26 protein-coding genes and 1 riboswitch are annotated in these 23611 nt (G+C 35.5%); of the genes, 17 read left to right on the forward strand and 9 right to left on the reverse strand.

Going from position 1 to position 23611, the window contains the following annotated elements; translation table 11 throughout:
* Positions 1 to 59: 59 nt before the first annotated feature.
* The 3 genes from AC6CHR_RS02885 to AC6CHR_RS02895 all read right to left on the reverse strand — a co-directional run bounded on the left by AC6CHR_RS02885 (position 60) and on the right by AC6CHR_RS02895 (position 1642).
* Positions 60 to 584, reverse strand: coding sequence for a spore coat protein (locus AC6CHR_RS02885; protein WP_498246975.1), 525 nt, complete (start codon positions 582 to 584; stop codon positions 60 to 62).
* Between the two features lie 200 nt (positions 585 to 784).
* Positions 785 to 1069 (reverse strand): hypothetical protein, encoded by a 285-nt coding sequence (locus AC6CHR_RS02890; protein ID WP_498246976.1) that lies wholly within the window; start codon positions 1067 to 1069, stop codon positions 785 to 787.
* Positions 1070 to 1228: 159 nt separating this feature from the next.
* Positions 1229 to 1642, reverse strand: a complete 414-nt coding sequence (locus AC6CHR_RS02895; RefSeq protein WP_498246977.1) for a spore coat protein — start codon at positions 1640 to 1642, stop codon at positions 1229 to 1231.
* 370 nt (positions 1643 to 2012) lie between these two features.
* On the opposite strand from AC6CHR_RS02895, the gene AC6CHR_RS02900 reads away from it, so the two are divergent.
* Both AC6CHR_RS02900 and AC6CHR_RS02905 read left to right on the forward strand, forming a co-directional pair.
* Positions 2013 to 2363, forward strand: coding sequence for a DUF1360 domain-containing protein (locus tag AC6CHR_RS02900; RefSeq protein ID WP_498246978.1), 351 nt, complete (start codon positions 2013 to 2015; stop codon positions 2361 to 2363).
* Positions 2364 to 2605: 242 nt separating this feature from the next.
* Positions 2606 to 2746, forward strand: a complete 141-nt coding sequence (locus tag AC6CHR_RS02905) for a hypothetical protein (RefSeq protein ID WP_498246979.1) — start codon at positions 2606 to 2608, stop codon at positions 2744 to 2746.
* 482 nt (positions 2747 to 3228) lie between these two features.
* Here the strand turns inward: AC6CHR_RS02905 and murB are convergent, their stop codons facing one another.
* Positions 3229 to 4143 (reverse strand): UDP-N-acetylmuramate dehydrogenase, encoded by a 915-nt coding sequence (gene murB / locus AC6CHR_RS02910; RefSeq protein ID WP_498246980.1) that lies wholly within the window; start codon positions 4141 to 4143, stop codon positions 3229 to 3231.
* Between the two features lie 409 nt (positions 4144 to 4552).
* Between murB and yjzK the strand changes: the two genes are divergently transcribed.
* From yjzK to spoVIF, 3 genes are all read left to right on the forward strand, one after another.
* Positions 4553 to 4750, forward strand: coding sequence for a protein YjzK (gene yjzK, locus AC6CHR_RS02915; RefSeq protein ID WP_498246981.1), 198 nt, complete (start codon positions 4553 to 4555; stop codon positions 4748 to 4750).
* 91 nt (positions 4751 to 4841) lie between these two features.
* Positions 4842 to 4973, forward strand: coding sequence for a YjcZ family sporulation protein (locus tag AC6CHR_RS02920; RefSeq protein ID WP_498246982.1), 132 nt, complete (start codon positions 4842 to 4844; stop codon positions 4971 to 4973).
* A 355-nt stretch (positions 4974 to 5328) separates the two neighbouring features.
* Entirely contained in the window at positions 5329 to 5583 is a 255-nt protein-coding gene (gene spoVIF / locus AC6CHR_RS02925; protein ID WP_498246983.1) for a sporulation-specific transcription regulator SpoVIF, read from the forward strand.
* Between the two features lie 96 nt (positions 5584 to 5679).
* On the opposite strand, the gene AC6CHR_RS02930 is transcribed toward spoVIF, so the two are convergent.
* Positions 5680 to 7959 (reverse strand): UvrD-helicase domain-containing protein, encoded by a 2280-nt coding sequence (locus tag AC6CHR_RS02930; RefSeq protein WP_498246984.1) that lies wholly within the window; start codon positions 7957 to 7959, stop codon positions 5680 to 5682.
* 81 nt (positions 7960 to 8040) lie between these two features.
* Between AC6CHR_RS02930 and AC6CHR_RS02935 the strand changes: the two genes are divergently transcribed.
* Complete coding sequence (locus tag AC6CHR_RS02935; protein ID WP_498246986.1) at positions 8041 to 8403, forward strand: hypothetical protein; 363 nt, start codon at positions 8041 to 8043, stop codon at positions 8401 to 8403.
* A 160-nt stretch (positions 8404 to 8563) separates the two neighbouring features.
* Here AC6CHR_RS02935 and AC6CHR_RS02940 read toward each other — a convergent pair whose 3' ends face one another.
* The 3 genes from AC6CHR_RS02940 to AC6CHR_RS02950 all read right to left on the reverse strand — a co-directional run bounded on the left by AC6CHR_RS02940 (position 8564) and on the right by AC6CHR_RS02950 (position 10303).
* On the reverse strand, positions 8564 to 8986 hold the full coding sequence (locus AC6CHR_RS02940; protein WP_498246987.1) for a GNAT family N-acetyltransferase: 423 nt from the start codon (positions 8984 to 8986) through the stop codon (positions 8564 to 8566).
* On the reverse strand, positions 8987 to 9505 hold the full coding sequence (locus tag AC6CHR_RS02945; RefSeq protein ID WP_498246988.1) for a YjcG family protein: 519 nt from the start codon (positions 9503 to 9505) through the stop codon (positions 8987 to 8989).
* 72 nt (positions 9506 to 9577) lie between these two features.
* Complete coding sequence (locus AC6CHR_RS02950; protein WP_498246989.1) at positions 9578 to 10303, reverse strand: alpha/beta hydrolase; 726 nt, start codon at positions 10301 to 10303, stop codon at positions 9578 to 9580.
* A gap of 520 nt (positions 10304 to 10823) precedes the next feature.
* Here AC6CHR_RS02950 and AC6CHR_RS02955 point away from each other — a divergent pair.
* The 8 genes from AC6CHR_RS02955 to AC6CHR_RS02990 all read left to right on the forward strand — a co-directional run bounded on the left by AC6CHR_RS02955 (position 10824) and on the right by AC6CHR_RS02990 (position 19225).
* Positions 10824 to 11648: a hypothetical protein gene (locus AC6CHR_RS02955; RefSeq protein ID WP_498246990.1), complete on the forward strand. Its 825-nt coding sequence runs from the start codon at positions 10824 to 10826 to the stop codon at positions 11646 to 11648.
* Positions 11649 to 12031: 383 nt separating this feature from the next.
* The gene (locus AC6CHR_RS02960; RefSeq protein ID WP_498246991.1) at positions 12032 to 12820 is read left to right on the forward strand and encodes an ABC transporter ATP-binding protein; all 789 of its coding nucleotides are present in this window, start codon (positions 12032 to 12034) and stop codon (positions 12818 to 12820) included.
* Positions 12804 to 13559, forward strand: coding sequence for an ABC transporter permease (locus tag AC6CHR_RS02965; protein WP_498246992.1), 756 nt, complete (start codon positions 12804 to 12806; stop codon positions 13557 to 13559). The genes AC6CHR_RS02960 and AC6CHR_RS02965 overlap by 17 nt, the downstream gene beginning before the upstream one ends.
* Positions 13560 to 13598: 39 nt before the next feature.
* The gene (locus AC6CHR_RS02970; protein WP_498246993.1) at positions 13599 to 14603 is read left to right on the forward strand and encodes an aliphatic sulfonate ABC transporter substrate-binding protein; all 1005 of its coding nucleotides are present in this window, start codon (positions 13599 to 13601) and stop codon (positions 14601 to 14603) included.
* 9 nt (positions 14604 to 14612) lie between these two features.
* A complete protein-coding gene (locus tag AC6CHR_RS02975) occupies positions 14613 to 15188 on the forward strand; it encodes an SCO family protein (protein ID WP_498246994.1) in 576 nt (191 codons plus the stop codon).
* Positions 15189 to 15255: 67 nt separating this feature from the next.
* Positions 15256 to 15393, forward strand: a riboswitch (SAM riboswitch).
* A gap of 407 nt (positions 15394 to 15800) precedes the next feature.
* Complete coding sequence (locus AC6CHR_RS02980) at positions 15801 to 16919, forward strand: methionine biosynthesis PLP-dependent protein (RefSeq protein WP_498246995.1); 1119 nt, start codon at positions 15801 to 15803, stop codon at positions 16917 to 16919.
* A complete protein-coding gene (metC, locus tag AC6CHR_RS02985) occupies positions 16912 to 18096 on the forward strand; it encodes a cystathionine beta-lyase (protein WP_498246996.1) in 1185 nt (394 codons plus the stop codon). Before AC6CHR_RS02980 ends, metC begins: the two co-directional genes overlap by 8 nt.
* A 121-nt stretch (positions 18097 to 18217) precedes the next feature.
* Positions 18218 to 19225: a DoxX family membrane protein gene (locus AC6CHR_RS02990; RefSeq protein WP_498246997.1), complete on the forward strand. Its 1008-nt coding sequence runs from the start codon at positions 18218 to 18220 to the stop codon at positions 19223 to 19225.
* 53 nt (positions 19226 to 19278) lie between these two features.
* Here the strand turns inward: AC6CHR_RS02990 and AC6CHR_RS02995 are convergent, their stop codons facing one another.
* Positions 19279 to 19722, reverse strand: a complete 444-nt coding sequence (locus AC6CHR_RS02995) for a GNAT family N-acetyltransferase (protein WP_498246998.1) — start codon at positions 19720 to 19722, stop codon at positions 19279 to 19281.
* 217 nt (positions 19723 to 19939) lie between these two features.
* On the opposite strand from AC6CHR_RS02995, the gene AC6CHR_RS03000 reads away from it, so the two are divergent.
* The 3 genes from AC6CHR_RS03000 to AC6CHR_RS03010 are packed head-to-tail and all read left to right on the forward strand — an operon-like array spanning position 19940 to position 23473.
* Positions 19940 to 20956, forward strand: coding sequence for a TAXI family TRAP transporter solute-binding subunit (locus AC6CHR_RS03000; protein WP_498246999.1), 1017 nt, complete (start codon positions 19940 to 19942; stop codon positions 20954 to 20956).
* Positions 20957 to 20985: 29 nt separating this feature from the next.
* The gene (locus tag AC6CHR_RS03005; protein WP_498247000.1) at positions 20986 to 21522 is read left to right on the forward strand and encodes a DUF1850 domain-containing protein; all 537 of its coding nucleotides are present in this window, start codon (positions 20986 to 20988) and stop codon (positions 21520 to 21522) included.
* Positions 21515 to 23473: a TRAP transporter permease gene (locus AC6CHR_RS03010; protein WP_498247001.1), complete on the forward strand. Its 1959-nt coding sequence runs from the start codon at positions 21515 to 21517 to the stop codon at positions 23471 to 23473. Before AC6CHR_RS03005 ends, AC6CHR_RS03010 begins: the two co-directional genes overlap by 8 nt.
* Positions 23474 to 23611 lie beyond the last annotated feature (138 nt).

The raw sequence follows: 23611 nt of genomic DNA on the forward strand, positions 1-23611 counted from the left end.
CTTATAAAAATCTGTATAGAAAAAGGCAGGAGTTGTTCTCCTGCCTTTTTAAGCATTCATTAAAAAATGTCGATGTTAACAACTAATGCGATTAATACTTGTAATAAAACTTGAAGTGAAATTGCTACATCTGTATCAGTCGTCTTAACAGAAACCTGGCGTGAATTTTCGATGATAAGTTTTTGTTTGTTTAATTGTTTAATATCTGATTGTTGTAGTAATTGTTGTGTTACTTGTTCAGCACGAGCGCTGTCAGCAATTGTTAAGTTGATTACTAGAGCAATAGCAACCTGAAGTGCAACCTGTAAAGATACAGCAACTTGAGTGTCAGTGCTAGTGACATCAACTTCACAAGAATCTTTTACGATAATTGTTTCTGAAGAGATTTGTTCCATTTCATTTACTTGTGCTGCATGCTGTCCTATTGTTGCATCAGTATCAAAAAAGTTACCCACGCTATTTTCATGATGACCACCATGATGATGTCCACCATGTTGATTTGAACATTCTTGCTTCGTATCACACTCTGAAGGATGACATGACTTTTCGTCTAATGCTACCCATTTATATGGTCTTGCTTCCATTATTAAATTCCTCCTTTCAATGTACTATTAGTAAATGTTTGAATTTACTTTTTGTATAAGACAAACATCTTGGTTTTAATGCCTATTTTTAAATTGTTTAGCAAAATGCTAAAACACTTGTACAGTGGATATGCACTTCGACATCATAAGTGAATATCGAATTGAGGAGTGCTCCAGTTCATACTCTTAAGCTATTGTTCTTAGCTCTCTTTTTTTCTATTCTTCATCATTTCTCGTAACGTCGTGTTTTTAGGTGCTTCTGTTACGTTAGCTGAATTTTCTTCTTCAGTCTTTTTTGATCCTTTTACAAACTCATCTACCTGTGATTGTAGATCAGCTACTACCTTTTTCAATTGTTCTTTTTGCTCATCAGATAACGATTTACTAGTTTCTTTATTAATATTGTTTTTATTTAATACATCCTGAACAAAAAGCTGCATCATTGTAGATGAGATCTCTTGAAGATTTAATTTTTTGTCAGCCATGTTTATCACCTCACTTTAATATGGTAAAGGGGATTAGGTAAACTAATACCCCATATTCATTCCATATAGAATTACTGTTTTATAATAGACGACAGTACTAGGTTTGTCTTAACAATTAAAAACTACTGATATTTGATGGTGTGCGTAAAAAATTGCGAATTATAAGATGTCGATTGAAACTAATAGGGCAATTAAAATCTGGATAAGAACCTGAAGAGAAATCGCTACATCAGTATCAGTTGTTTTTATAGTGACGTCGCGAGAGTTTTCGATAATTAGCTTTTGTTTGTTTGCTTGTTTGATTACTGAGTTCTGTAGTAACTGTTGTGTTACCTGCTCAGCACGAGCACTATCAGCAATCGTTAAGTTAATAACTAATGCTATTGCTACTTGAATAGCAACTTGTAGAGATACAGCAACTTGAGTATCAGTTGTAGTTACTTCAACCTTGCAAGAGTCTTTAATATGAATATACTCCTCAGAAGCTTGAATTGTTTCATTTAGTTGCGTAGCCCCTTGCGTGCTTTCTTCGTTATGGCAATCGTCTAAAGCGGACCATCTAGTAGTAGACATTAACACTCACTCCTTTCGTTAATTAAGAGTTTAAAAGGGAAACAAGCTTGTTTTTTTAACGTATTGGAGACGTGGGAAGTTAGATTAAAGATAGTAATATAGTGTAAAGCCGTGTTTCCCTTAATTGTATATAATGCAGATGCACTAACTTTTGTATGAGTAAAACATACAAGTTTACACCCATTTTTAAGCAATCACTCTATGACATTCGTACAAAGGGACATATGCCTAGAATGAGGACCCAGTTTTCAAAAATTAACGCAATTAATTGGAGGATATTCAAAAAAGTTCACTTGGAAACTTGTACCTAATCATAAATGTTGTATTGCTTCATAATCTATAAGGATTAAGATTTAGAGGGGTGGAGGAAATGACGACGTGGTTACAACTTTTCATTTTTGCATTTGCATCGTTTCGCTTAACCAGACTTATTGTCTTTGATAAGATTACTGCATTCATTCGTCGGCCTTTTCATAGGGAGGTTGAAGAAACTGATCAAGATGGTGCTATTGAAATTTATATAGAAATGAAAGGAAAAGGATTGAGAGCGTGGATTGGTGAATTATTAAGTTGTTATTGGTGTACCGGGGTCTGGTGTGCGCTTCTTTTATACGGTGCTTGGTTTTATTGGCCACAAGGTGCAGAGCCAATCATAGCTATTTTGGCTATAGCAGGTATTGCTGGAGTAATTGAGACGATTATCTTGAAATTGATAGATTAGGCTGTTGGCTTAGAAACAAATACTTAATTGAACATAGTATGGAATATAGATGCTGAATAAATAAAAAGTGTTTTCTTTCTTAATTACCGTCAAACAATCTTTCTTTACTATGGGTTGTTTTGACACAGCTTGTGTCTTTCGTAAAAAGGACTACTATACGAATTTAGCTGTAACATGCTAAAGCTTTACTAATAGAGTTGAAGAAAATAGCGGAATTTTAAAAAGGAAGGTGGGGATTAGGTATGAAAAAAGCAAATGTATATCCTTCCCTAATGCCAAGTAATTCAAATCAATCAGTTTCTAATTCTTCTACTAAACCAAATACAAAAAAAGCAAAAAAAAGCGGCTGTGGCTGTGGAAAGAAAAGAAAAAAACGTCAATAATCAAAATTTGTTCAGCTCTGATTATGAATAGAAGTTTACTAATCTGAAGAAGTGTTTAAAACGGATGTTTTGATGTTTTCTTTAGGTTGTAAATAAGAGATTGTATGTATGAATAAAGGTTAGTATAACTCAATCTTTAATGGAACAAATATAGAAGTCTATTTCTCAATAATAGGGAAATAGACTTCTTTTTTTGTTATGCTTTTCGCCGATAAAGGGGCACCTTGCGCTTTTCATGTTGTCTAGCTCCATGCGCCATCGGCTCGAGGCATAAGCCAATCCGTCTAGAAGGTAAAGAACAACCTTCCAGCCGGCTCGTCTTATGCTTTTCGCCGATAAACGGGCGCCTTGTGCTTTTCATGTTGTCTAGCTCCATGTGCCATCGGCTCGAGGCATAAGCCAATCCGTCTAGAAGGTAAAGAACAACCTTCCAGCCGGCTCGTCTTATGCTTTTCGCCGATAAACGGGCGCCTTGTGCTTTTCTAATTTTTATTTTCACCTATTATTTTCACTTCAGTTTCTAGTTCAATCCCAAATTTACTCTTTACGGTGTCTTTTACATATTGGATTAATTCAATATAGTCACTTGCGGTTGCCGAATCAATATTAACAATAAATCCCGCATGTTTTGTTGATACTTGTGCTCCTCCTATTTGCTTACCTTGTAAGTCGCTATCTTGAATTAATTTTCCTGCAAAATACCCTGGTGGGCGTTTGAAAACACTACCACAAGAAGGGAATTCAAGAGGTTGTTTTGACTCCCGTTGAAATGTAAGATCATCCATTTTTGACTTAATTTCTGAATAAGTACCAGGTTTGAGTTCAAATATTGCTTCTAGAACGATAAGATTCTCTTTAGCAATTCGACTATTTCGATAACTTAATTCTAATTCTTCATTTGTTAATGTTAAAAGTTCACCAATGTTATTCAATACTAAAGCCTCTTTTAAGACATCAGATACTTCACCACCGTAAGCACCTGCATTCATAAACAAAGCTCCCCCTACTGAACCTGGAATCCCACAAGCGAATTCTAATCCAGTTAGGGTTTGTTTCAATGCATAACGAGAGGTGTCTATGATTGCTCCACCACTTTGGGCTACAATTTGATCCCCTAAACGTTTAATGTTTTTTAATTCCGAAAGCATCATAACAATACCCCGGATACCACCATCTTTTATAATTAAATTAGAACCATTACCTAATATCGTTATAGGAATATTGTGTTCCAAAGCATATTTGTATACACCTTGCACTTCTTGGTACGTTTGTGGTGTTACAACATAGTCGCCCTTTCCTCCCGTTTTCGTATATGTATAGTTACTCAATGGTTCATTCATTTTTATCGTTGATGAATGTAAAATTTTTAAAAGGTCATTGTAAATTGTCGTCTTCATTTTAAGGATCTCCTAGCATTAAGATTATAACCACTGAATAAAAAGCTGAAACTTCAGCACTTAGTCTTTCATTTTATAACTGATTATGAGGAAATTCAATGTTTCTAGGATGTCACAGCGAATTTCTTTTGCTCCCATAGCTTTTAAAGGGTTTTCATTGTGAAAATTGTTTAGATAGTTATGTATATGTAAAGAGCAAAAGAATGGTTATACCATGTCACCTTGAATGAAAATGTTAAAGCATTAAGCGAAATGGATACGAGATAAGGATAAATATGAAAACAATAGTGGCACAAATTTAAAGGGAAACCTTATTTATTTGAAGTGATCGTTGTAACCAAAACAAAGATTAGTGAATTAGCTAATATGAATAAGTAGCAATAGCCTTTTATAGTTGGGAATGATGCAAATGATTGAATTGATCTTTAATAAATTCATCGAGAGGAGATATCTTCAACATGAAACAATTCAACGAAGTGAAGATCGGAAGCTTCAAAATAAATCATTAGAACTAAAGGAAATTGACGATCTTGCTGTTGAGTTTGAACAGACTATTGAGATAACGGCTTTCGAGATGGAACAATGGCTTATAAAAAATAAAAAATAAAATTGCTAGTTCAATTTGTTTTTTCGTCCAAACAAATACAACCTCAATAACATATAGTGTAGGGATTAAGACAAGAGGAGGTGTTTAGCACATGGGTTATGGTTACGGTGGTGGTAATTATGGTTATGGTGGCGGCGGCGGTAGTTATTACGGCAGCAGCTTTGTGTTAATCGTTGTATTATTTATCCTATTAATTATCGTAGGTGCATCATTTTATAGCTAAAATAAAATCTAGTTAAAAGTACGAGCATTATCTGCTCGTGCTTTCTTTATTAGGCTTTATTCTATAAGTTTGTTGCTGAAATCTAAAAAAATCAGTCATTGGATTTTTTTCGTATGAAGAATCTATTTTAAATGATAGTGGCTAAGTCATTTAATGAAATGAGCAAGAAAAAAAGTTAACTATGTAAAGAAGTTTAATGACGAAAGGCAACAATCTGTGCGGAAATAGCGATCAATTAAAGGCCTTTTAGTTAGATCGTTGAGAAAAGACTATTATTCTCAGCATTGCATTCCTATAGTAATCACCTTTCGCCTAGGTAGTCATACTATATATCATTAATTAAGGAGGCGGGAAAATGGATAATAAGTTCTTCAAAAATATAGAAAGTAAAACTGGTGTAAACATGAACGATGTTTTTTCTTTAGCTAATTCTTTACAAGGTGCAAATTTTAAAGATGAAAAAACAGTCCGTAGTGTTATTCAACGTGTTTCTCAAATTGCTAATAAACCAGTTTCAAAGCAAATGGAAGATAAAATAGTACGCTCCATTGTCAATGGAGAAGAAAAGTTAGACTTTGGAACAATTTCAAAAATGATTAATAAAAAGTAGCTTAAAAGCATCTAAATCTAATACTAAAAAACCCTCACTGACAAAGTCCGTTCAAAACAGTGAGGGTTTTTTGGTAGGATGATTTAGTTTTAGATACTATAATAATGATTTAAGAAATCTAGAGGGTGCTACCTTTCGACCACGTCGATAAGATGGGATAGAGATCATTAAATGTTCTTTAGCACGAGTCATTGCAACATAGAGTAATCTTCTTTCTTCTTCTAGATATTCATATTTTCCTTTTCTTGCAGAATCGAGCGCGAAATCATGTGGTAGCGAGCCGTCAACGGCACCTACGATATAAACATATTTAAACTCGAGACCTTTAGAACGGTGAACCGTCATAAGCTGAACCCCCGATTGCTGAGTAACTTTTTGTCCCTTCAATGCTTTTTGAGTGGATACCATATGCTCGCTATGTTGAAGAAAATCCTCAACCGTTGAAAACTTTCTTGCCACGACCTTTAAATCATTAAGATCATCAGATCCTTTTTCCATCGTATTTCCTTCATTGCCTTGTTTTTTTAGATAATCATTAAACCCAAGTTCCTTTTCAATCATTTGTAAAGCAATGACCGGTTTTTCCTTTTTTAAGTGTTCTATACGAGGTATGACTCTTTTAAGCTTTGCCAATTGAAAAGCGGGAAGTCCCTTTAAATGTACTAATGCATCAACTAGTGAGCAATCATGAAGGATTGAAAATGCTTTTAGATCATTTAAGACAGATTGCTTTAAAAATAGAGCACGAATCAATTCGGTTAGTGCTTCAGTATCATCTGCATTAATACTGAGACGTAAGTAAGCAAGGGCACCTCGAACCATTTTTCTTTCATAAAAAGAATTCTGCCCTTTTTCAAAAACAAAAGGAATACTTGATTGGACAAAACGCTCAAAGACCGCTCGTCCACCAGTGTGAGTCCGATAAAGGATAGCAAACTCATTAGGAGTTGCACCGTCAGATATTTTTTCCTTAATGTCGTTTACAATTAAGGTTGCTTCTTCTTCTTCATCATACGAGAAAAAGCATACTGGAAATTGGTCTGTTTGATATTGTGCAACCATTTTTTTACTTAAACGCTGTTTGTTTTTAGAGATGACCTCGTTTGCAGATGACACGATATGATGATCTGATCGATAATTAGCTGACAGAGTTACAATCTTTGCTTTAGGGTACTCATCTTTAAAATGTAGGATAAAGGAGGGTTCACTGCCTCTAAAGCTATAAATAGTTTGATCATCGTCACCAACTCCGCATATATTATTCGTATGGTTCGATAATAGTTTGATAAGTTTATATTGAACAGGATTAATATCCTGAAATTCATCAATTAAGAAGTAGCGAAATCGATTTTGATACATTTCAAGTATAGTAGGATTTTCGTTTAACATTTCATAGCATTTCACGAGCATATCATCAAAATCGAATTGTCCATATTTTATTTTTTGCTCTTCATAATACTTGTAAAGGGAAAGTGCATTTTCTTCCCACTCATCAATAGGCTGCACATCCATAGGTGCCATCATTGTATTTTTCCAATAGCCAATTTGTTGTATGGCTTGGTCAAAGGGGAAATCCTTTTCTGGAATATTTAATTCTTTACATGCTTGTTTTAGATACTTTTCTTTTTGCCAATCCCATTTTAGTAAATGCTGACCATTCCACTTTTCACGATCGTTATGAAGCAGCATTTTATAAAAGATACTATGAAAGGTTCCGATGACAAGCTGATTAAGATGATTAGTAGCGAGCTTTGTATTTTTCTTAAGGCGCTCTTCCATTTCTTTAGCAGCCTTTGCAGTGAAGGTAACAAGCATGATGGATCTTGGATCAATCGCTTTTTCCTCCACCATATATAACGCTCTAGTGGTAAGGACGCGTGTTTTTCCGCTACCTGCACCAGCTAGGATAAGGAGTGGACCTTCGATCGCAATGACAGCTTCCTTTTGCTCACTATCGAGTGGTATGCCTAAAAGTGATGATGGTGTTTTTACTTTTAATGTAAATGGAGATCGATCTTTCAACATTTTTGGATGACGCCATTCAGTAACGATTGGTTTTTCTATTGTTGCAATAGATCTAGACTTAGGAATTCGGAATCCATCTTGTTCCGATGAAATTTGTTCAACAATTGGTTCTTGCGGTGCATTCAAGGTAGAAGGGATGTCAACAAGCTGTTTTTCACATTGTTGATTATTTTCTTTATTAGTGTGGTAAAAGTAAGGTGAAGTGGTGATCCCCATGTACAAACGAACGGGTTTTCCACATATCGTACAGGTTACTTTTTCTTTTAAACTAGCTTCATAGATTCGTTGATAGTCCTCTCGAGGTAGCTCATTTATAGATAAATGATCATTTTTCATTTTTGCGTACTTCATGATGATCCTCCCCCCAAAAAAGGTTGCAAATTTCCGAATATGTAAATAAAGGTATATAACGTTCTTCGACGTATACTTTAAATGGCGATAAGTTCTATCTTAACAGAATGGAATTCAATCGAAAAGTTAAAAATTAAAGATTCAATTTCAGGTTATCAGGGAATAAGAAGAAAAAAGGGGGAACTTGCTATGGGTTATATCTTACCAATCCAACATGATACATATATTCAATACGCGAACCGGTCTGTTCCTGTACAAAAACATTATTCACATACATTACCAACTACAGCTGTACAAAGTATAAGTAATTTTAACCGCGAAGAAACATTTCAACAGCAACACCAATTTGCCGATATTTTAGAACAAAAAAAGAGGATATTGAAAAATAATCAAAATTCAGGACAATTTTTTGGAAAAGGAAAACAAATTGATCAGTTTATATAAACGATAAGATGCTGACTCACTTTTATGATGTTGAGTAGCATCTTTTTTTTGTTTGTATAGAACTGCTTTATATGTCAGTCAATTTGCTGGAGACTATAAACACAAAAAAAAGCTAACAATTGTCAGCTTTTTTTTGTGTTTGTTCATGGTTTATTGGAACTCAGCTACTTTTGATCATCGTAACGTGTGGGATACCTGCATCCAAAAACGTATCCGAGACAACTTCATAGCCTAATCGTTGATAAAATGGAATAGCATGTGTTTGAGCATTCAATTTTAGCTTGTTCACTCCCTGAGATTCTGCAATCTCTTCTAACTTTGTAACAAGTATCTTACCTGCACCTTTTTTTCTGCTGGATTGAAGCACACAAATTCTTTCAAGTTTCCCGATTCCGTCTAAAACACGGACACGAGCTGCACCAATAGGTTCATTGTTATCGTATAAAACAATATGAGTAGCGTAGTCTTCAAATTGATCAATTTCTTCTTCTTCTGAAACTTGTTGTTCATCTACAAATACCTTACGTCTAACTTTATATGCGTCCTCTAGTTGATCCTGTGTAGTAACTTGCTGTATGTTCAATTAATCATTATCCTTCCCAAGTAAGAATGTTTCATAAACGGTCCAAGAACCGTTTTCTAGCTGATATAAAAGGTGGAAGCGATCTACAACTTCCTCATGTTGAGTGTCTAGCATTTGAATGCTACCTAAAACATCTGAATGCTCATCATCTGACAGGTTTTGTCCTATTGTAATATGTGGAACAAACGTATATTCAGGGTGACTTCTTAATGAGTAGGAATGGAGCTTCTCGTGTAATTCTTGAAGCTCTTTTGTTGGTTCTACTTTTAAGTAAATGACATTATTTACAGGTGAAAAGGAACTAAACTTTTTAATAGAAATCTTTAATGGATTAGCATCTTGTGCAGTCCTACGAATTTCTTGTGTGATCTTTTTCAGATCTTCTTCAGATGCTTCAAATTCTGCTTTTAAAGTTAAATGAGGTGGTACCAAAGCATAATGTGGATCATAACGTTTTCGATAAGAATTCGCTAGATCCTGTAACTTTTTTGATGGAAAAAGGGCAATTCCGTATTTCATGTCATTCCCTCCTAGATAATTCATTTAATCTTAGTATAACAAATTTTAAAAAAGAAACATATTAACGACGAACTACTCAAACATTTCCTTTAATATTGCTGGTAAGGAGGGCTGCCAATATTTCCATGTGTGATTACCATCAAATTCTTCATATGTATAGGAAAATCCCTTTTTAGAAATAAGCGTTTTTAACTCGCGATTAGGCGTAAGAAAATCTTGAATATCTCCATCTGTTGTTTTTACCTTTGTTTCCATTTTCCCTATTTGATGATAAATAGTAGGACGTGTGGAGGACGAGTAGTCTTCCACTGCTTTCAAAACATTTCCATTTACAAATGGTGATTGCAAAATCAATCTTCCAAATGTATTAGGGTAGGCTAACCCAGTTAATAGGGAAACCGTTGCCCCAAGTGAGTCGCCAATAAGTGCACGACCTTGACCTACTTGATAAGTTGGAAATTCTTGATCAAGAAATGGTACAAGTTCATGAGCAAGAAAGCGAACATATTGTGGAAACTGCTCTCCGTCTGGATGGTACTTAGCCTTACGATCCGATACATCACGATAAGGTATTCCCACGATAATAACATTTTCAATTTCTTCTGCTTTCATCAACATTTCTATCTGTCTACCGATTCGTCCTAGTTTAAAATAGTCCTGGCCATCCTGTGCAATAAGTAAACTATATTTATATAGTGGTGAATAATTCTCAGGAAGATAGATTAGTAATGTTAACTCTTCTTGTAAGGAATCTGAGAAAAAGATATGCTCCTTGATTATTCCTGTTTGATTGCTCATGGTTTTAGCCTCCTTAAGATTAGTTTAGTTTCTCCTATTGTAAAAAAGTTTAGGTGTTAGTTGTTGTCAACCCAAATAATAATGTAACTATTATTTTAGCTTACATTTATCACTCAGTAAAATCTCTATTACAGAGAAGATTAAAAGGAGTAGATTTGTTTTTAATTGTACTCGTAAAAAATAGTTTATACGTTAAAATAACAACTTCGATATTGATTTGACTATAAAGTCTTAGCTTCTAATCATTGGTAAGACAATCTGATAATCGTAATGGAATACGAATAAAAAGTTTGTTGAAATTCGTAAAAACTAGAACCAGTAGTTTCAGGGTTAAAAATGAGGAATGGAAAACTGGGTAGGGATCAATACAAAAGATATATTGGAAAGAGTGCTTGAGATTTTACTTAAGAACTTGAAAACATACTATTTTATATTGAAACGTTTTTTTATTCTATTTCGAGTAAAATCCACCTAATCGAGCAGACTAAATAAAACAAAGTCAAAAATAGGGGATCATGTTATGAAATTGAATCATCGTAAATCCAGACCATTTTTATTTTTAACAATCATTCACACCTCGTTATTTATCTATACTCTACTTACATCTAGAGATAAAGCAAAGGTAATTACACTTTTATTATCTAATATCAGTTTTGCATATTTATTTGAATACATAGTCCTTAACATATTTAAAGCATATCGTTATAGTCCTAAAATTTTTAAAAATCCTCATTTAGATAACATATTAGGTGCGATTTTTTCGCAGGCCATTTTTGTCCCATTTACTTCTACTTTTATTTCAGAAAAAAAATTAGGCTGGAAAGTGAAGATGCTATTTGGTCTTTATTTTTCACTGGTAGAAAGGATATTTATTCATAAGGGTATTCACCAGAATAGATGGTGGAGGACCCTGTATACCTTTATATTAATTCCAGTGAACTTTTCTATTAGTGATTTTTGGTACAGGCATATAAAGAAAGAAACTTCTCTTATTTTAAATATCTCACTTTTTAATAGCATTTTTGTAACAGGATTAAATTTGCTTTTAATAACGGCAGTTAAAGGTAAATATAAATTTGGGGTAGGTAAACATGTTACTTGGCGAGAACACTTTATATTAGTACCTGCCTATTCATTTGTTCGCTGTGTCTTATTCACTTTCTTAATAAAAAAAGATGGTAGTTGGTCAAAGGCCATATTGATAGTCTTTTCAATAGTTCTAGACTTTTTTCTATGGAAACTAAAAATTGTCAAATTTAACATTAGTAAGTATTGGAAAACTTTATTCTTTCATCTTTCAGTACTAGTTCTTGCTATCCAATACAAGAAGATAATTTTCAGGTGAAATAGGTTAGCAATAAAACATTTCTTTCTAAACGACAACTAGACAATAATAAAATGTAGGTTAGCGTAAATTTTCCTCATTTTATTATTGCCTTATACTTTTTAGGTGCAGAGATCTTTATATCTGAACAACTAAAATATCTAAAAGTCACAGCAGTTTTTGATGGACTTAGTTAGGTCTAAACAAATTGATGAAACCAAATTAAGTTAATTAATGGGATAAGTTGGATGATGTGATAAAGGTTAGTCGATTTTTGCCCATAGCAATACTTAAAAGATTTTATCCAATTCAATTTAAATCATTGACATTTTCTCTAATATTAATATAATAATCTTATTAATCCGATAAAAAAGATATGAATTAAAGATAAGCAGGTGAGAGGATTGTTTTTATCTATTGACAATGTATCCAAACAATTTAAGAACCGTGATGATCATACTGAAACAGTTTTAACTAATATAGATTTGCAAGTTAAAGAAGGAGAATTTGTTTCAATCTTAGGTCCTTCTGGCTGCGGGAAATCGACATTGCTTTCGATTGTCGCAGGTTTAACAAAGCAAACATCAGGTGAACTTGTATTGCAAGGAAAGCAAATAAAAGGACCAGGGAAAGAGAGAGGGATGGTTTTTCAGCAAGCAGCCTTGTTTCCTTGGTTATCTGTAGAAGAAAATGTTATGTTCCCATTACGTAAAGAAATGTCTAAAAAAGAAGCACAGGAAAGAGCACACGACTTCTTGTCTTTAGTACAGTTAACACCATATGTCAATCATTCCCCACACGAATTATCTGGTGGAATGCAGCAGCGTGTCTCAATTGCCAGAGCGTTAGCAATGGACCCTGCGTTATTATTAATGGATGAGCCATTTGGTGCATTGGATGAGCAAACTCGTTCTAGATTACATGAAGTGTTAGAAAAGGTATTCTTAGAAACGAAAAAAACGATTTTGTTTGTGACGCATAGCATTCAAGAGGCATTAAAGTTATCAGATCGGATCGTGGTTATGGGAACTCAACCTGGTTGTATTTTAGATATTATTGAACTGAATTTTCCAAGACCACGTGAGCAAGCCCGTGAAGAGCTATTGAGCTATGAAGAAAGAATTAAAGGATTACTAAAATCTGAGATTGATAAAGTGATAGAAAAGGAGCAGCAATATGCAACCAGTCGTTAAACGAATTTTATTTTATGGAATTCTGTTGGTTGTATGGCAGGTTGCTGTTACAGTACTAGATATTTCACAGGCACTGCTTCCTGCACCAACAGATGTATTTACTTCGCTTTACACAGGCTTCGCTGATTTAACTCTTGTATATGATTTAACAGCAAGCTTTCGGAGATTGGCTATCGGTTTAGCCATTGCCCTATGTTTAGGTCTAACGTTGGGTGTGTTTTTAGCAAAATCAAAAACTGCTGATGAAACCTTGGGCTCACTTATTATTGCCTTACAATCAGTACCGAGTATTGTTTGGCTGCCACTAGCGATCATGTGGTTTGGACTAAATGAAGCGGCTGTAACCTTCATCATTGTTTTAGGTGCAACTTTAGTGATGACGATAAATATGAGAACCGGTCTAAAAAATGTACCACCACTCTATATAAAAGCTGCTCAAACTATGGACTATAAAGGCTTTAGTCTATTTTGGAAAGTTATGTTCCCGGCATCGATTCCTTATGCAGTAACAGGGACTAGATTAGCTTGGGCCTTTGCTTGGAGAGCCTTAATGGCTGGAGAGTTGTTAAGTACAGGACCTGGGCTAGGTTATAAATTGAAATTCGCATCAGACTTTGGAGATATGAGCTTAGTAATCGCGATAATGATGTTGATCATGGTTATTGGGGTTATTGTGGATCTATTATTTTTCCAACGTATCGAGAAAAGTGTCATGAAAAAATGGGGTTTAGATAATTAATAAAGAGTTTTTGCACTAATAAAATATGGAGGTATTAATATGAAGAAAAATTTATTAATGACAATACTATCACTAGTAGTTGTCGGTGTTTTAGCAGCTTGTGGTACATCAAATACAACGAGTACAAATGGTAGTGACAGCAAAGAAGAAGTTGTCATCGGTTATTTTCCAAACATTGATCACGTACCTGCAATGATAGCAAAAGATAAGGGCTACTTTGAAGAAGCACTTGGGGAAAATGTGAAAATTACTTATAAGACATTCCCAGACGGTGCAGCATTTATGACTGCCTTGAAAACAGGAGATATTACAGCAGGACTAGTCGGACCAGGACCAGTAATGAACAACTATGCAAATGGTGCAGATGTTAAGATCCTTGCTGGTGCATCTTCAGGTGGTACTGTCGTTGTAGCCTCAGCTAAAAGTGGTATTCAATCAATTGATGATTTATCGGGAAGCACATTTATTACACCTGGTGTAGGTTGTACACATGATGTTCAAATGGAAACATTCCTTCAAGACTTTGGTGTCACATCAGCACGTATTGGCGGAACGTTAAAGCATGTAACTGGTAATCCAGCTCAATATGGGGCAATGTTTGAATCAGGTAAAGTTGACTTAGCAGCTGTTCCAGAACCATGGGCATCTCAATTAGTGAATGATGGAGCGAAAATAATTGTTGATACCGATGAAATTTCATACGGAACAACACTTCCTAACACAGTATTGGCTACAAGTGGTAAATTAGTGGACGAAAACAAAGAATTAATTGCAAACATTGTAAAAGCACATGAAAAGAGTGTTCATTTCATCAATGAAAACCCTGAGGAAGCTCGTGACATAGCCATTAGTTCGATTAAAGAAATTACAGACCAAGATTTAGATCCTGCAATTGTAGAAAGTGCATGGGAACGTGTGACATATACAACAGAAGTAAATGCAGAAGTCGTTCAGGAATTTGCAAACTCTTCATTTGAATTGAAATTCCTTAAAGAAAAACCAGAATTCAGTGATCTTATTGACACTCAATTTCTGTCTAAATAGGCGATGCATGTGAAAAAACTACTTTTTATCACGTTAACTGTTTTTCTAGGTCTTGTTGGCTGTTCACAGTCTATCAACCTAGAAGAACATTTTTCACTAAATGGAACAATTGAACCTTTAAAAGCTGTGAATCAAGAGGGTAACGAAGTTGAGATGGAGGACTACAAGAATAAAGTTTGGCTTTCCACATTCATCTTCACTAATTGTGATACAGTCTGTTCGCCAATGACAGCTCATGTTGCAAAACTTCAAGAGCAATTAAAGAATGAAAAGGTCGATGTAGAGTTGGTATCCTTCACTATTGATCCTGATAACGATACACCCGAGGTATTAAAAGCATTTGCTGACAATTACGGAGCAGATTTTGACAATTGGAATCTTCTGACAGGCTATGAGCAATCAGAAATAGAATCATTTTCCAACAAAAGCTTTATAGCACCGGCTGCGAAACTAGAAGGCTCAAATCAATTTGTTCACAGCACATCTATTTATTTAATGAAAGGTCATAAGATACTTGAACAATATGATGCAGTATCTGAAGTACCATATGACAAAATAATCAAAGATATCAAACTATTACGTTAATTCTATTGCAATCCAAACTTGAATCATGTAAAGTAGTAAAAAAAGTAAGCTTGAAAATTTCATATATTTCTTATCGTGAGAGGCAGAGGGACTGGCCCAATGAAGCCTCAGCAACCGGTACAAAACAAGTGAAGAGTTGGTAACCGTTAATTTTGCTAAGTTAGGAACAAACAAATTGATTTTTAAACAGTATGGTAGATGAGAATAATTTGGGCAAAGTAAATTTGTTGAAATTATTTAGACTTGCCATTTGGCTTTCAAACCACTAAGCGAGAGCTTGGCTGTTGTCAAAAATCTTACTGATATGTTCTATATAAAACCGCAAAATATAACGACATGTGAGCTACATACCAAAATCTCCCTTCGTACCAAGGTGCTAAATCCAGCAAGCCACCACACCAGCATTATGCTTGAGAGATAAGAAGAAGCACATTTAAATATACAAGTCTTCTTCTTAACTGAGGAAGACTTTTTATTTTGTAGGGAGATTGAATAAATCTTGCCATAAACAACTAAGAAATCTATCTAATCTAAGTAAATGTATCCTTCACTTTTTTTAGGTGATTGTTTCTTCTAGGTTAGATGTAAAAAAATTTTAGGACGGTGACAACCATGAGTCAACGAATTGAAACGAAACTAGCTCAAATTGGAAATCGAAGTGAAAATATTACAGGGACAGTTAATCCCCCAGTCTATTTTTCAACAGCGTATCGTCATAATGGAATTGGCGAATCAACAGGATTTGATTATATCCGTACAGGGAATCCAACTAGATTATTAGTGGAACAGGCAATAGCTGATTTAGAGCATGGTGATCGTGGGTTTGCTTTTAGCTCAGGTATGGCAGCAATTCAAACAATTATGGCCCTTTTTCAAAGCGGAGATGAACTTATTGTTTCCTCAGATCTTTATGGTGGAACCTATCGCTTATTTGAAAGAGAATGGAAAAAGTATGGTTTATCTTTTCAATATGATCATTTTACAAACCCTGCTGAGACAGAAAAGTTAATTACAGAAAAAACGAAAGCGTTATTCATTGAAACACCAACAAATCCATTAATGCAAGAAGCTGACATTAAGGCGCTTGTGGCAGTTGCCAAGAAAAATAATATCTTAGTCATTGTTGATAACACGTTCTTTACACCGTTGATTCAGACACCAATATTAGACGGTGCCGACATTGTGATTCATAGTGCAACCAAGTATTTAGGGGGCCATAATGATGTGCTTGCTGGTCTTGTAGTAACAAAGGGTGAAGAACTAAGTAACGAATTTTTTCAACACCAAAATGCTATCGGAGCGGTTCTATCACCGTTTGATTCTTGGTTGTTAATGCGAGGAATGAAAACCTTATCGCTTAGAATGAGGCAGCATGAACAAAATGCGCAACTTGTTTCTCAGTTTCTGAATGATCATCCAGATGTGCTTGATGTTTTATACCCAGGTAAAGGTGGAATGCTTTCGTTTCGTTTACAGGATGAAGCATGGATTAATCCGTTTTTAAAGAACTTGAAAACGATAAGTTTTGCAGAAAGCCTAGGTGGAATTGAGAGCTTTATCACCTATCCTGCTACACAAACACATATGGATATCCCAGAAGAGATTAGAGTAGCAAATGGCGTCTGTAATAGATTACTTCGTTTTTCAGTTGGTATTGAACATTCAGAGGATATTATTGAAGATCTAGCGCATGCATTTAAACAAATGAGAGGAGCTGGAGCTGTTGAGTAATCATGATTGGACATTTCAAACAAAGCTTTTGCATAATGAATCAAAGGTGGATCGAGGAACTGGAGCAGTAAGTGTTCCGATTCATCATTCATCAACATTTCACCAATTCGATTTTGATGAATTTGGAAAATATGATTACGCACGTTCAGGGAATCCAACCCGTGAAGCATTAGAGCAAGCAATTGCTGAACTAGAAGGTGGAACAAGAGGATTGGCTTTTGCTTCAGGAATGGCAGCTATATCAACATCATTCCTTCTTCTATCACAAGGAGATCATGTACTTGTTACAGAGGATGTCTATGGTGGAACCTTCCGTATCATTACAGATGTTCTAACAAGGTTTGGTATCGAGCATACATTTGTTGATATGACAGATCTTCATCAAGTAGCTTCAGAAATTCGCCCTAATACGAAAGTTATTTATATGGAAACACCTTCAAATCCCCTCTTAAAAGTGACAGATATTCAAGGGATTGTAAATCTGGCAAAAGCAAATGATTGTCTAACCTTTTTAGATAATACCTTTTTAACACCAGAACTACAAAGACCGTTAGAATTAGGTGTGGATATTGTGTTACACAGTGCAACAAAGTTTTTAGCTGGACATAGTGATGTCCTTGCAGGTCTTGCTGTTGTGAAGGATATCGAGTTAGGAGACAAACTTTATAAGCTGCAAAATGCATTTGGGGCCGTATTAGGTGCTCAAGATGCATGGCTTGTGCTAAGAGGTTTAAAAACATTGCATGTCCGACTTAAACAATCGTCATCCTCGGCAATGGTACTAGCAGAGTATTTAAGTGAGCATCCTAAAGTCGAAGCTGTCTACTATCCAGGGCTTAGTTATCACCCAGGACATAAAACACATCATTACCAAGCGGACGGACCAGGTGCTGTTTTATCATTTAAGTTAGAAAATGCTGCAGCAGTTAAGACTTTAGTTGAAAATGTTAAGCTACCGGTTTTTGCAGTAAGCTTAGGGGCAGTTGAATCGATCCTGTCTTACCCAGCAAAAATGTCGCATGCAGCAATGCCTCCGGAGGAACGTGAAAAACGAGGGATAACAGATGGATTACTTAGACTAAGTGTTGGCTTAGAAAATGTCGATGATTTAATAAAGGATTTTGGTGAAGCACTAGAAAAATTACCACAACTTAAGAAAAAAGAAAGTGTTCGTTAAAACTGGCCTTTAGGTCAGTTTTTTTTGTGAAGGCTCTTTTGGAGAAAAAAGAGTTTATACATATTAGATTGATTAAGTTACAAACTACACTTAAACCCAAATTGGACAAGGGGGGTTCACAATGAAACAAAATAAAAAATATCTGACTTGGCTAACAATCTTTATTGGAATTCTACTAACACCAATTCTATCTTCTGCTCATGTAAAGTGGTTTGCCACAGTAGCACCAAAAAAGATAGCGATTGAGGAGATACTTTCACCTTTTTTTATTACCATATCTCTTCTATGTGCGATTCTGTTAGCTGTCGTATCACAGTTAATGGGCAAGGTAATGGACATTCCGCTTGCGAAAAGGTTGGACATGAAGCTCGATAGTTTCCGAAAATACTCTAGACATTTACTTAAATATGGGACAGCTTTATCTTTTATTCTTCAAGTCTCATATGGAACAATGTTTGCACCCGAATTTGTCATACATGATATATGGCAAACCGTTGTTATGTGGATGATTATCATCTTATTATTAATACCTCATCATATTTCTACAAAAATTGCTGCCCTTTTTATGTTAGGATTATTCCTCAATATATGGAGCCAAGCTGGATGGTTTCATATGCTTGACTATGGATTTTATTTAGCGATTATTGGAGTTCTCTTGGTAGGTCGAACGAGACTTGAAACAGTGGGTTTTCCGTTTTTATATTTAGGAACAGGGTTAAGCTTATGTTGGGTAGCAGTGGAAAAGTGGGTCTACCCTATGATGACAATAGATATTATACATCATCACAATGTTCCCACATTTGGTTTTGAACCAGGGATATTTATTGTGCTATCTGCTTTTATCGAATTTGTTGTTGGGTACCTGTTAGTAGTCGGAATCCTAAATAGAGTTTTAGCCGTGGTGGTAACCGTATTATTTATCCTTACAACAACCATTTTTGGTTATACAGAGGTTGTAGGTCACGCGATGATACACTTCGTCCTGCTGATTTTTATCATAGAAGGAATATCATTTTATAACCCACCGATAAAAATCCATAAAACAAGGATTGACCAAATGGTTTTCGTTTCTTTAAATTTTCTCTTCATATTAAGTACGTTCTTGCTTATTTATTATCGATTTGCTTAATTAGTGTCTGCACCCTTTTAATGAAAGGAATGCAGACATTTTTCTTTGAGGGACTACTTGAATATTTTGTACATCAATTTATGAGGGCCAATTGATTCTATTTCAAACACCTCACCATGTTCTTTTAAACCTAACCTTTTGTAAAAATCACTTACAGTGACTCTTGCATTACACCACCACAAATCGGCTTCCAAGTCTTCAGTAAGAATATCTTCAGCATGCACAATAAGAGAGCTACCTGCCTTTACTTTTCTATATTCAGCAAGTGTAGCCATCCCTCTAAGTCGATATTGCCGCTTATCATCAAAATTAGGATGTTTTTCTTTATAAAAGGAAGCGATTGATATCAATGTGTCATTAAAAAATGCTCCTAAATGAAATGAGCTTTCTTGGTGATCATTTTCAAATTTACATGCTTCTAAGGTTTGATTTGGTCGTAGAACCAAATGTCTAATTGGATATGTATCTTCAGCAGTAATTTGTTTTATCTCTAACATATAAATCCTCCTCACTCTTTACCTTTAACCTTGCAACTTTTAACTTTGAAAATCAAGAAAAAAATATAGAAAAGGCATTCCTTAATCCCAAAAAAATCAAGACCTGAGATTGAAAGATTACTAGGTGAATTTTCGATTGTATGCATGTACCGAAAACTTTCATCATATATAAAAAAGTAAGCTAACTCATTTACAAATTCACAAAGGGGGAACAGAGATGAGAAAAATGCAAAATAGCTTGTTATTTATCTTACTACTATCTTGTATGATGGTAATTGCTGCATGTAGTGGGGGGACTGAGTCCGGAAACTCTAGTGAGGATAATAAAGACACACCTTCAACAGAACCTGAAGCAAATGAAGAAAGCCAGGATTTAAGTTTATTAACAGGTGGGACAGGTGGTACCTATTATCCACTTGGTGGGCAAATAGGTAAAATTATTACAGACAACACAAATGCAAAGATTACACCGCAAACATCAGGTGCATCTGCTGAAAACATGGAAACATTAAGAGCGGGTGAAGCAGAGCTTGCATTTTCTCAAACAGATATTGCTGCATATGCACTAGAAGGAACAGAGATGTTTGAAGGGGATCCAATTGAAAGTATCCAAGCGATCGGAACGCTCTATCCAGAAACAATTCAATTAGTTACAACAGAGAAGAGCGGAATTACGAGTGTAGAAGATTTGAAAGGGAAGGCAGTATCAGTTGGTGCCCCTGGATCTGGTGCTTACATTAATGCCATGCAAGTTCTTGAGATTCACGGACTAACGGATAAAGACATAAAACCTCAGAACCTCTCATTTGATGAATCTGCTGATGGTATCCAAGCAGGCACGATTGATGCTGCATTTATTACAGCTGGAACACCAACCGGTGCTGTAGAGGCGTTATCTGCACAGAATGATATTGTTATTGTCTCGCTTGAAGAAGATAAAGTCCAAGCTTTGATTGACAAATATCCTCATTATTCAAAAGATACAATAGCAAGTGGAACATACGGTATCGAATCAGATGTAAATACCGTTGCTGTAAAGGCTATGCTTGTTGTTACTAGCGACCTTGATGAAACACTAGTATATGAAATGACAAAGGCGATGTTTGAAAATAAGGATAACATAACACATGCAAAAGGGGAATTCATCACGCCTGAAGCAGCTCTTGAAGGATTAGGAGATTTAGAGCTTCACCCAGGAGCAGCAAAGTATTTTGAAGAGTTAGGTTTAAAATAAACAGAATACAAACATAGGGGGCTTCCCCTATGTTTGTATTGATAGGTATGGTGGTTATGAAACAACGAATCCTTCTCCTTGGTGTAATTGGATTACTTCTCATTATCTGCATTCTATTTATTCCTTATCAAAAAGTACTTTCATTTACCTACCAAGATCAAGATGATCTATTGGCTTATTTACCATTATCAGAATCGGATACATTCCAAATTCAATTTACCCATTCGATACATTTATCAGATGTTATCGATACGTACACATTGAAAGATCATCAGATTATTCAAACCAAACTATCTTATCAAGACTTTGCAGTTGGCATGCCCTCGAATGCTGAAGGAGAGGAGATATTTGAGGTCAAAGATGGACGTTATTATTTATCAAATATGAACCGAGACTTTCCATTTATCGACCTTAGAGTTGGACAAGTGAGAGCAAACCATAAAGTAGTATATGAAAATAAATCCTATCAACTAAGCAACTATATAAAGCCAGGTGAATGGGTGAGAATAAAGAGTAAAAACTTTTCTATTTGGCAGAAGCTGAAGGGAGTGAATATAAGTGGCTAAGGACACAGGTACTCTTTCTGCAGAAGAACAGCAGAGACTTCTTGAAAAGTATGATCCAGAAGCAGCTACCAGAAAGTTAACTGGAGTAGTTGGTTGGATTGTGTTTATTGGATTACTAGCGTTTTCACTATTTCAATTATACACAGCAATTTTTGGTGTCTTTACAGCACAAATACAACGAACAATTCATTTGGGATTTGCCCTTTCTTTAATTTTTCTATTATTTCCTGCTAACCGAAAAAGGAAAAAAACACATAAACTACAAATTGCTTGGTACGACGGTATATTAGCATTACTGAGTGTTGGAGTAGGGTTATATTGGACATTATTTTTTGAGAGATTGGTTATGAGTATCGGTAGACTAACAACAGTAGATTTTATTGTCGGTATACTAGCGATTTTACTCGTTTTAGAGGCAACAAGACGTGCAGTCGGATTACCAATTACAATCATAGCTGTTGTATTCCTGTTATACGGATATTTAGGAGCGTACATGCCTGGATTCCTTTCGCATAGAGGGCTTACATCTGAGCGACTTGTCCAAACAATGTTCTACACGACAGAAGGGATCTTGGGAACACCTCTTGCTGTTTCATCTACATTTATTTTCCTATTCTTATTGTTTGGTGCATTTCTAGTTAAAACAGGGGTTGGTCAATATTTTAATGATTTAGCCGTTTCGATAGCAGGAAAAAGTATTGGTGGTCCTGCAAAAGTGGCGATATTCTCAAGTGCTCTCCAAGGGACTATAAGTGGAAGTTCAGTAGCAAATGTTGTCACATCAGGATCATTTACAATTCCAATGATGAAAAAACTTGGTTACAAAAGGGAATTTGCAGGTGCAGTAGAAGCAGCTGCGTCCACTGGTGGTCAATTGATGCCACCAATTATGGGGGCTGCCGCATTTTTAATGGTCGAATTTATTGGAAATGGGATAACCTATTGGGATATAGCGAGGTCTGCAGCAATTCCAGCGCTGTTATATTTCACAGGAATTTGGATTATGACCCACTTTGAAGCAAAACGAATCGGCTTAAGAGGGTTAACAAAGGAAGAAATGCCTAACCGAAAAGAAGTGCTTAAAAAGCTCTATTTATTAGCACCAATTTTAACGGTAATCGTCTTACTGATGGCAGGTGTAATTGTTACACATGCTGCCCTTTACGCTATTTTAGTAGCGATCATTGTCGGTTTTCTCAATCGTGAAACACGGATGGGACCTAAACAATTTGTCCTAGCGCTAGTCGATGGAGCACGATCAGCTCTAGGTGTCGCAGCAGCAACCGCAGCGGCTGGGATTATTGTTGGGATTGTCACGAAAACTGGTTTAGGCTTAAAGCTTGCGAATGGATTAGTTGACTTAGCGGGGGGATATTTAATTCCGACGTTAATGCTGACAATGGTTGCAGCTATCATATTAGGGATGGGATCTCCAACAACAGCAAACTATGTCATTACATCAACAATTGCTGCACCAGCTATAATATTATTAGGAGTACCCGATTTATCAGCCCATCTATTCGTCTTTTATTTCGGAATTATTGCTGACATTACACCACCAGTTGCCTTAGCAGCATTTGCAGCGGCCGGAGTAGCCGGAGCAGAACCGATACGCACCGGTATAACCTCAGCTAAACTAGCGATAGCAGCATTTATCATTCCATATATATTTGTTCTCTCACCACAACTACTCATGATCGATACAACCTGGACCGAGCTCTTATGGGTCATTGCCACAGCTATATCAGGAATGGTTGTAATTGGAGCAGGTGTAATCGGATATTGGATCAGAAAATTAAATATCCTAGAGCGAGCCATTTCCTTAATAGGGGGATTACTCTTAATCTATCCTGAAGGGATATCAGATATAGTGGGAATAATAATCTTTTTCGGTATTTTTGTTAGCCAGTTATTTTTCAGGCAAAATCAACAAAAAACACTTGGTGGCTAATAGAATGAGATAAAACTGGTTAAATGGGGGCTAGTATTTTATAAAAGTAGCCCTCATCTGACATGTTGTAAGATATTTTCTGGGAAATAAGTCGAAAGATGCATATGGTTAGATATTGTTAGACCTACAATATTTATT

The sequence above is a fragment of the Metabacillus sp. GQ13 genome (assembly GCF_059758525.1).

What these genes read in the sequence shown, in the direction of transcription:
- AC6CHR_RS02885 (WP_498246975.1), bottom strand. Translation starts at nt 584, where the DNA reads ATGGAAGCAAGACCATATAAATGGGTAGCATTAGACGAAAAGTCATGT.
- AC6CHR_RS02890 (WP_498246976.1), bottom strand. Translation starts at nt 1,069, where the DNA reads ATGGCTGACAAAAAATTAAATCTTCAAGAGATCTCATCTACAATGATG.
- AC6CHR_RS02895 (WP_498246977.1), bottom strand. Translation starts at nt 1,642, where the DNA reads ATGTCTACTACTAGATGGTCCGCTTTAGACGATTGCCATAACGAAGAA.
- AC6CHR_RS02900 (WP_498246978.1), top strand. Translation starts at nt 2,013, where the DNA reads ATGACGACGTGGTTACAACTTTTCATTTTTGCATTTGCATCGTTTCGC.
- AC6CHR_RS02905 (WP_498246979.1), top strand. Translation starts at nt 2,606, where the DNA reads ATGAAAAAAGCAAATGTATATCCTTCCCTAATGCCAAGTAATTCAAAT.
- murB (WP_498246980.1), bottom strand. Translation starts at nt 4,143, where the DNA reads ATGAAGACGACAATTTACAATGACCTTTTAAAAATTTTACATTCATCA.
- yjzK (WP_498246981.1), top strand. Translation starts at nt 4,553, where the DNA reads ATGATTGAATTGATCTTTAATAAATTCATCGAGAGGAGATATCTTCAA.
- AC6CHR_RS02920 (WP_498246982.1), top strand. Translation starts at nt 4,842, where the DNA reads ATGGGTTATGGTTACGGTGGTGGTAATTATGGTTATGGTGGCGGCGGC.
- spoVIF (WP_498246983.1), top strand. Translation starts at nt 5,329, where the DNA reads ATGGATAATAAGTTCTTCAAAAATATAGAAAGTAAAACTGGTGTAAAC.
- AC6CHR_RS02930 (WP_498246984.1), bottom strand. Translation starts at nt 7,959, where the DNA reads ATGAAGTACGCAAAAATGAAAAATGATCATTTATCTATAAATGAGCTA.
- AC6CHR_RS02935 (WP_498246986.1), top strand. Translation starts at nt 8,041, where the DNA reads ATGGCGATAAGTTCTATCTTAACAGAATGGAATTCAATCGAAAAGTTA.
- AC6CHR_RS02945 (WP_498246988.1), bottom strand. Translation starts at nt 9,505, where the DNA reads ATGAAATACGGAATTGCCCTTTTTCCATCAAAAAAGTTACAGGATCTA.
- AC6CHR_RS02950 (WP_498246989.1), bottom strand. Translation starts at nt 10,303, where the DNA reads ATGAGCAATCAAACAGGAATAATCAAGGAGCATATCTTTTTCTCAGAT.
- AC6CHR_RS02955 (WP_498246990.1), top strand. Translation starts at nt 10,824, where the DNA reads ATGAAATTGAATCATCGTAAATCCAGACCATTTTTATTTTTAACAATC.
- AC6CHR_RS02965 (WP_498246992.1), top strand. Translation starts at nt 12,804, where the DNA reads ATGCAACCAGTCGTTAAACGAATTTTATTTTATGGAATTCTGTTGGTT.
- AC6CHR_RS02970 (WP_498246993.1), top strand. Translation starts at nt 13,599, where the DNA reads ATGAAGAAAAATTTATTAATGACAATACTATCACTAGTAGTTGTCGGT.
- AC6CHR_RS02980 (WP_498246995.1), top strand. Translation starts at nt 15,801, where the DNA reads ATGAGTCAACGAATTGAAACGAAACTAGCTCAAATTGGAAATCGAAGT.
- AC6CHR_RS02990 (WP_498246997.1), top strand. Translation starts at nt 18,218, where the DNA reads ATGAAACAAAATAAAAAATATCTGACTTGGCTAACAATCTTTATTGGA.
- AC6CHR_RS02995 (WP_498246998.1), bottom strand. Translation starts at nt 19,722, where the DNA reads ATGTTAGAGATAAAACAAATTACTGCTGAAGATACATATCCAATTAGA.
- AC6CHR_RS03000 (WP_498246999.1), top strand. Translation starts at nt 19,940, where the DNA reads ATGAGAAAAATGCAAAATAGCTTGTTATTTATCTTACTACTATCTTGT.
- AC6CHR_RS03005 (WP_498247000.1), top strand. Translation starts at nt 20,986, where the DNA reads ATGTTTGTATTGATAGGTATGGTGGTTATGAAACAACGAATCCTTCTC.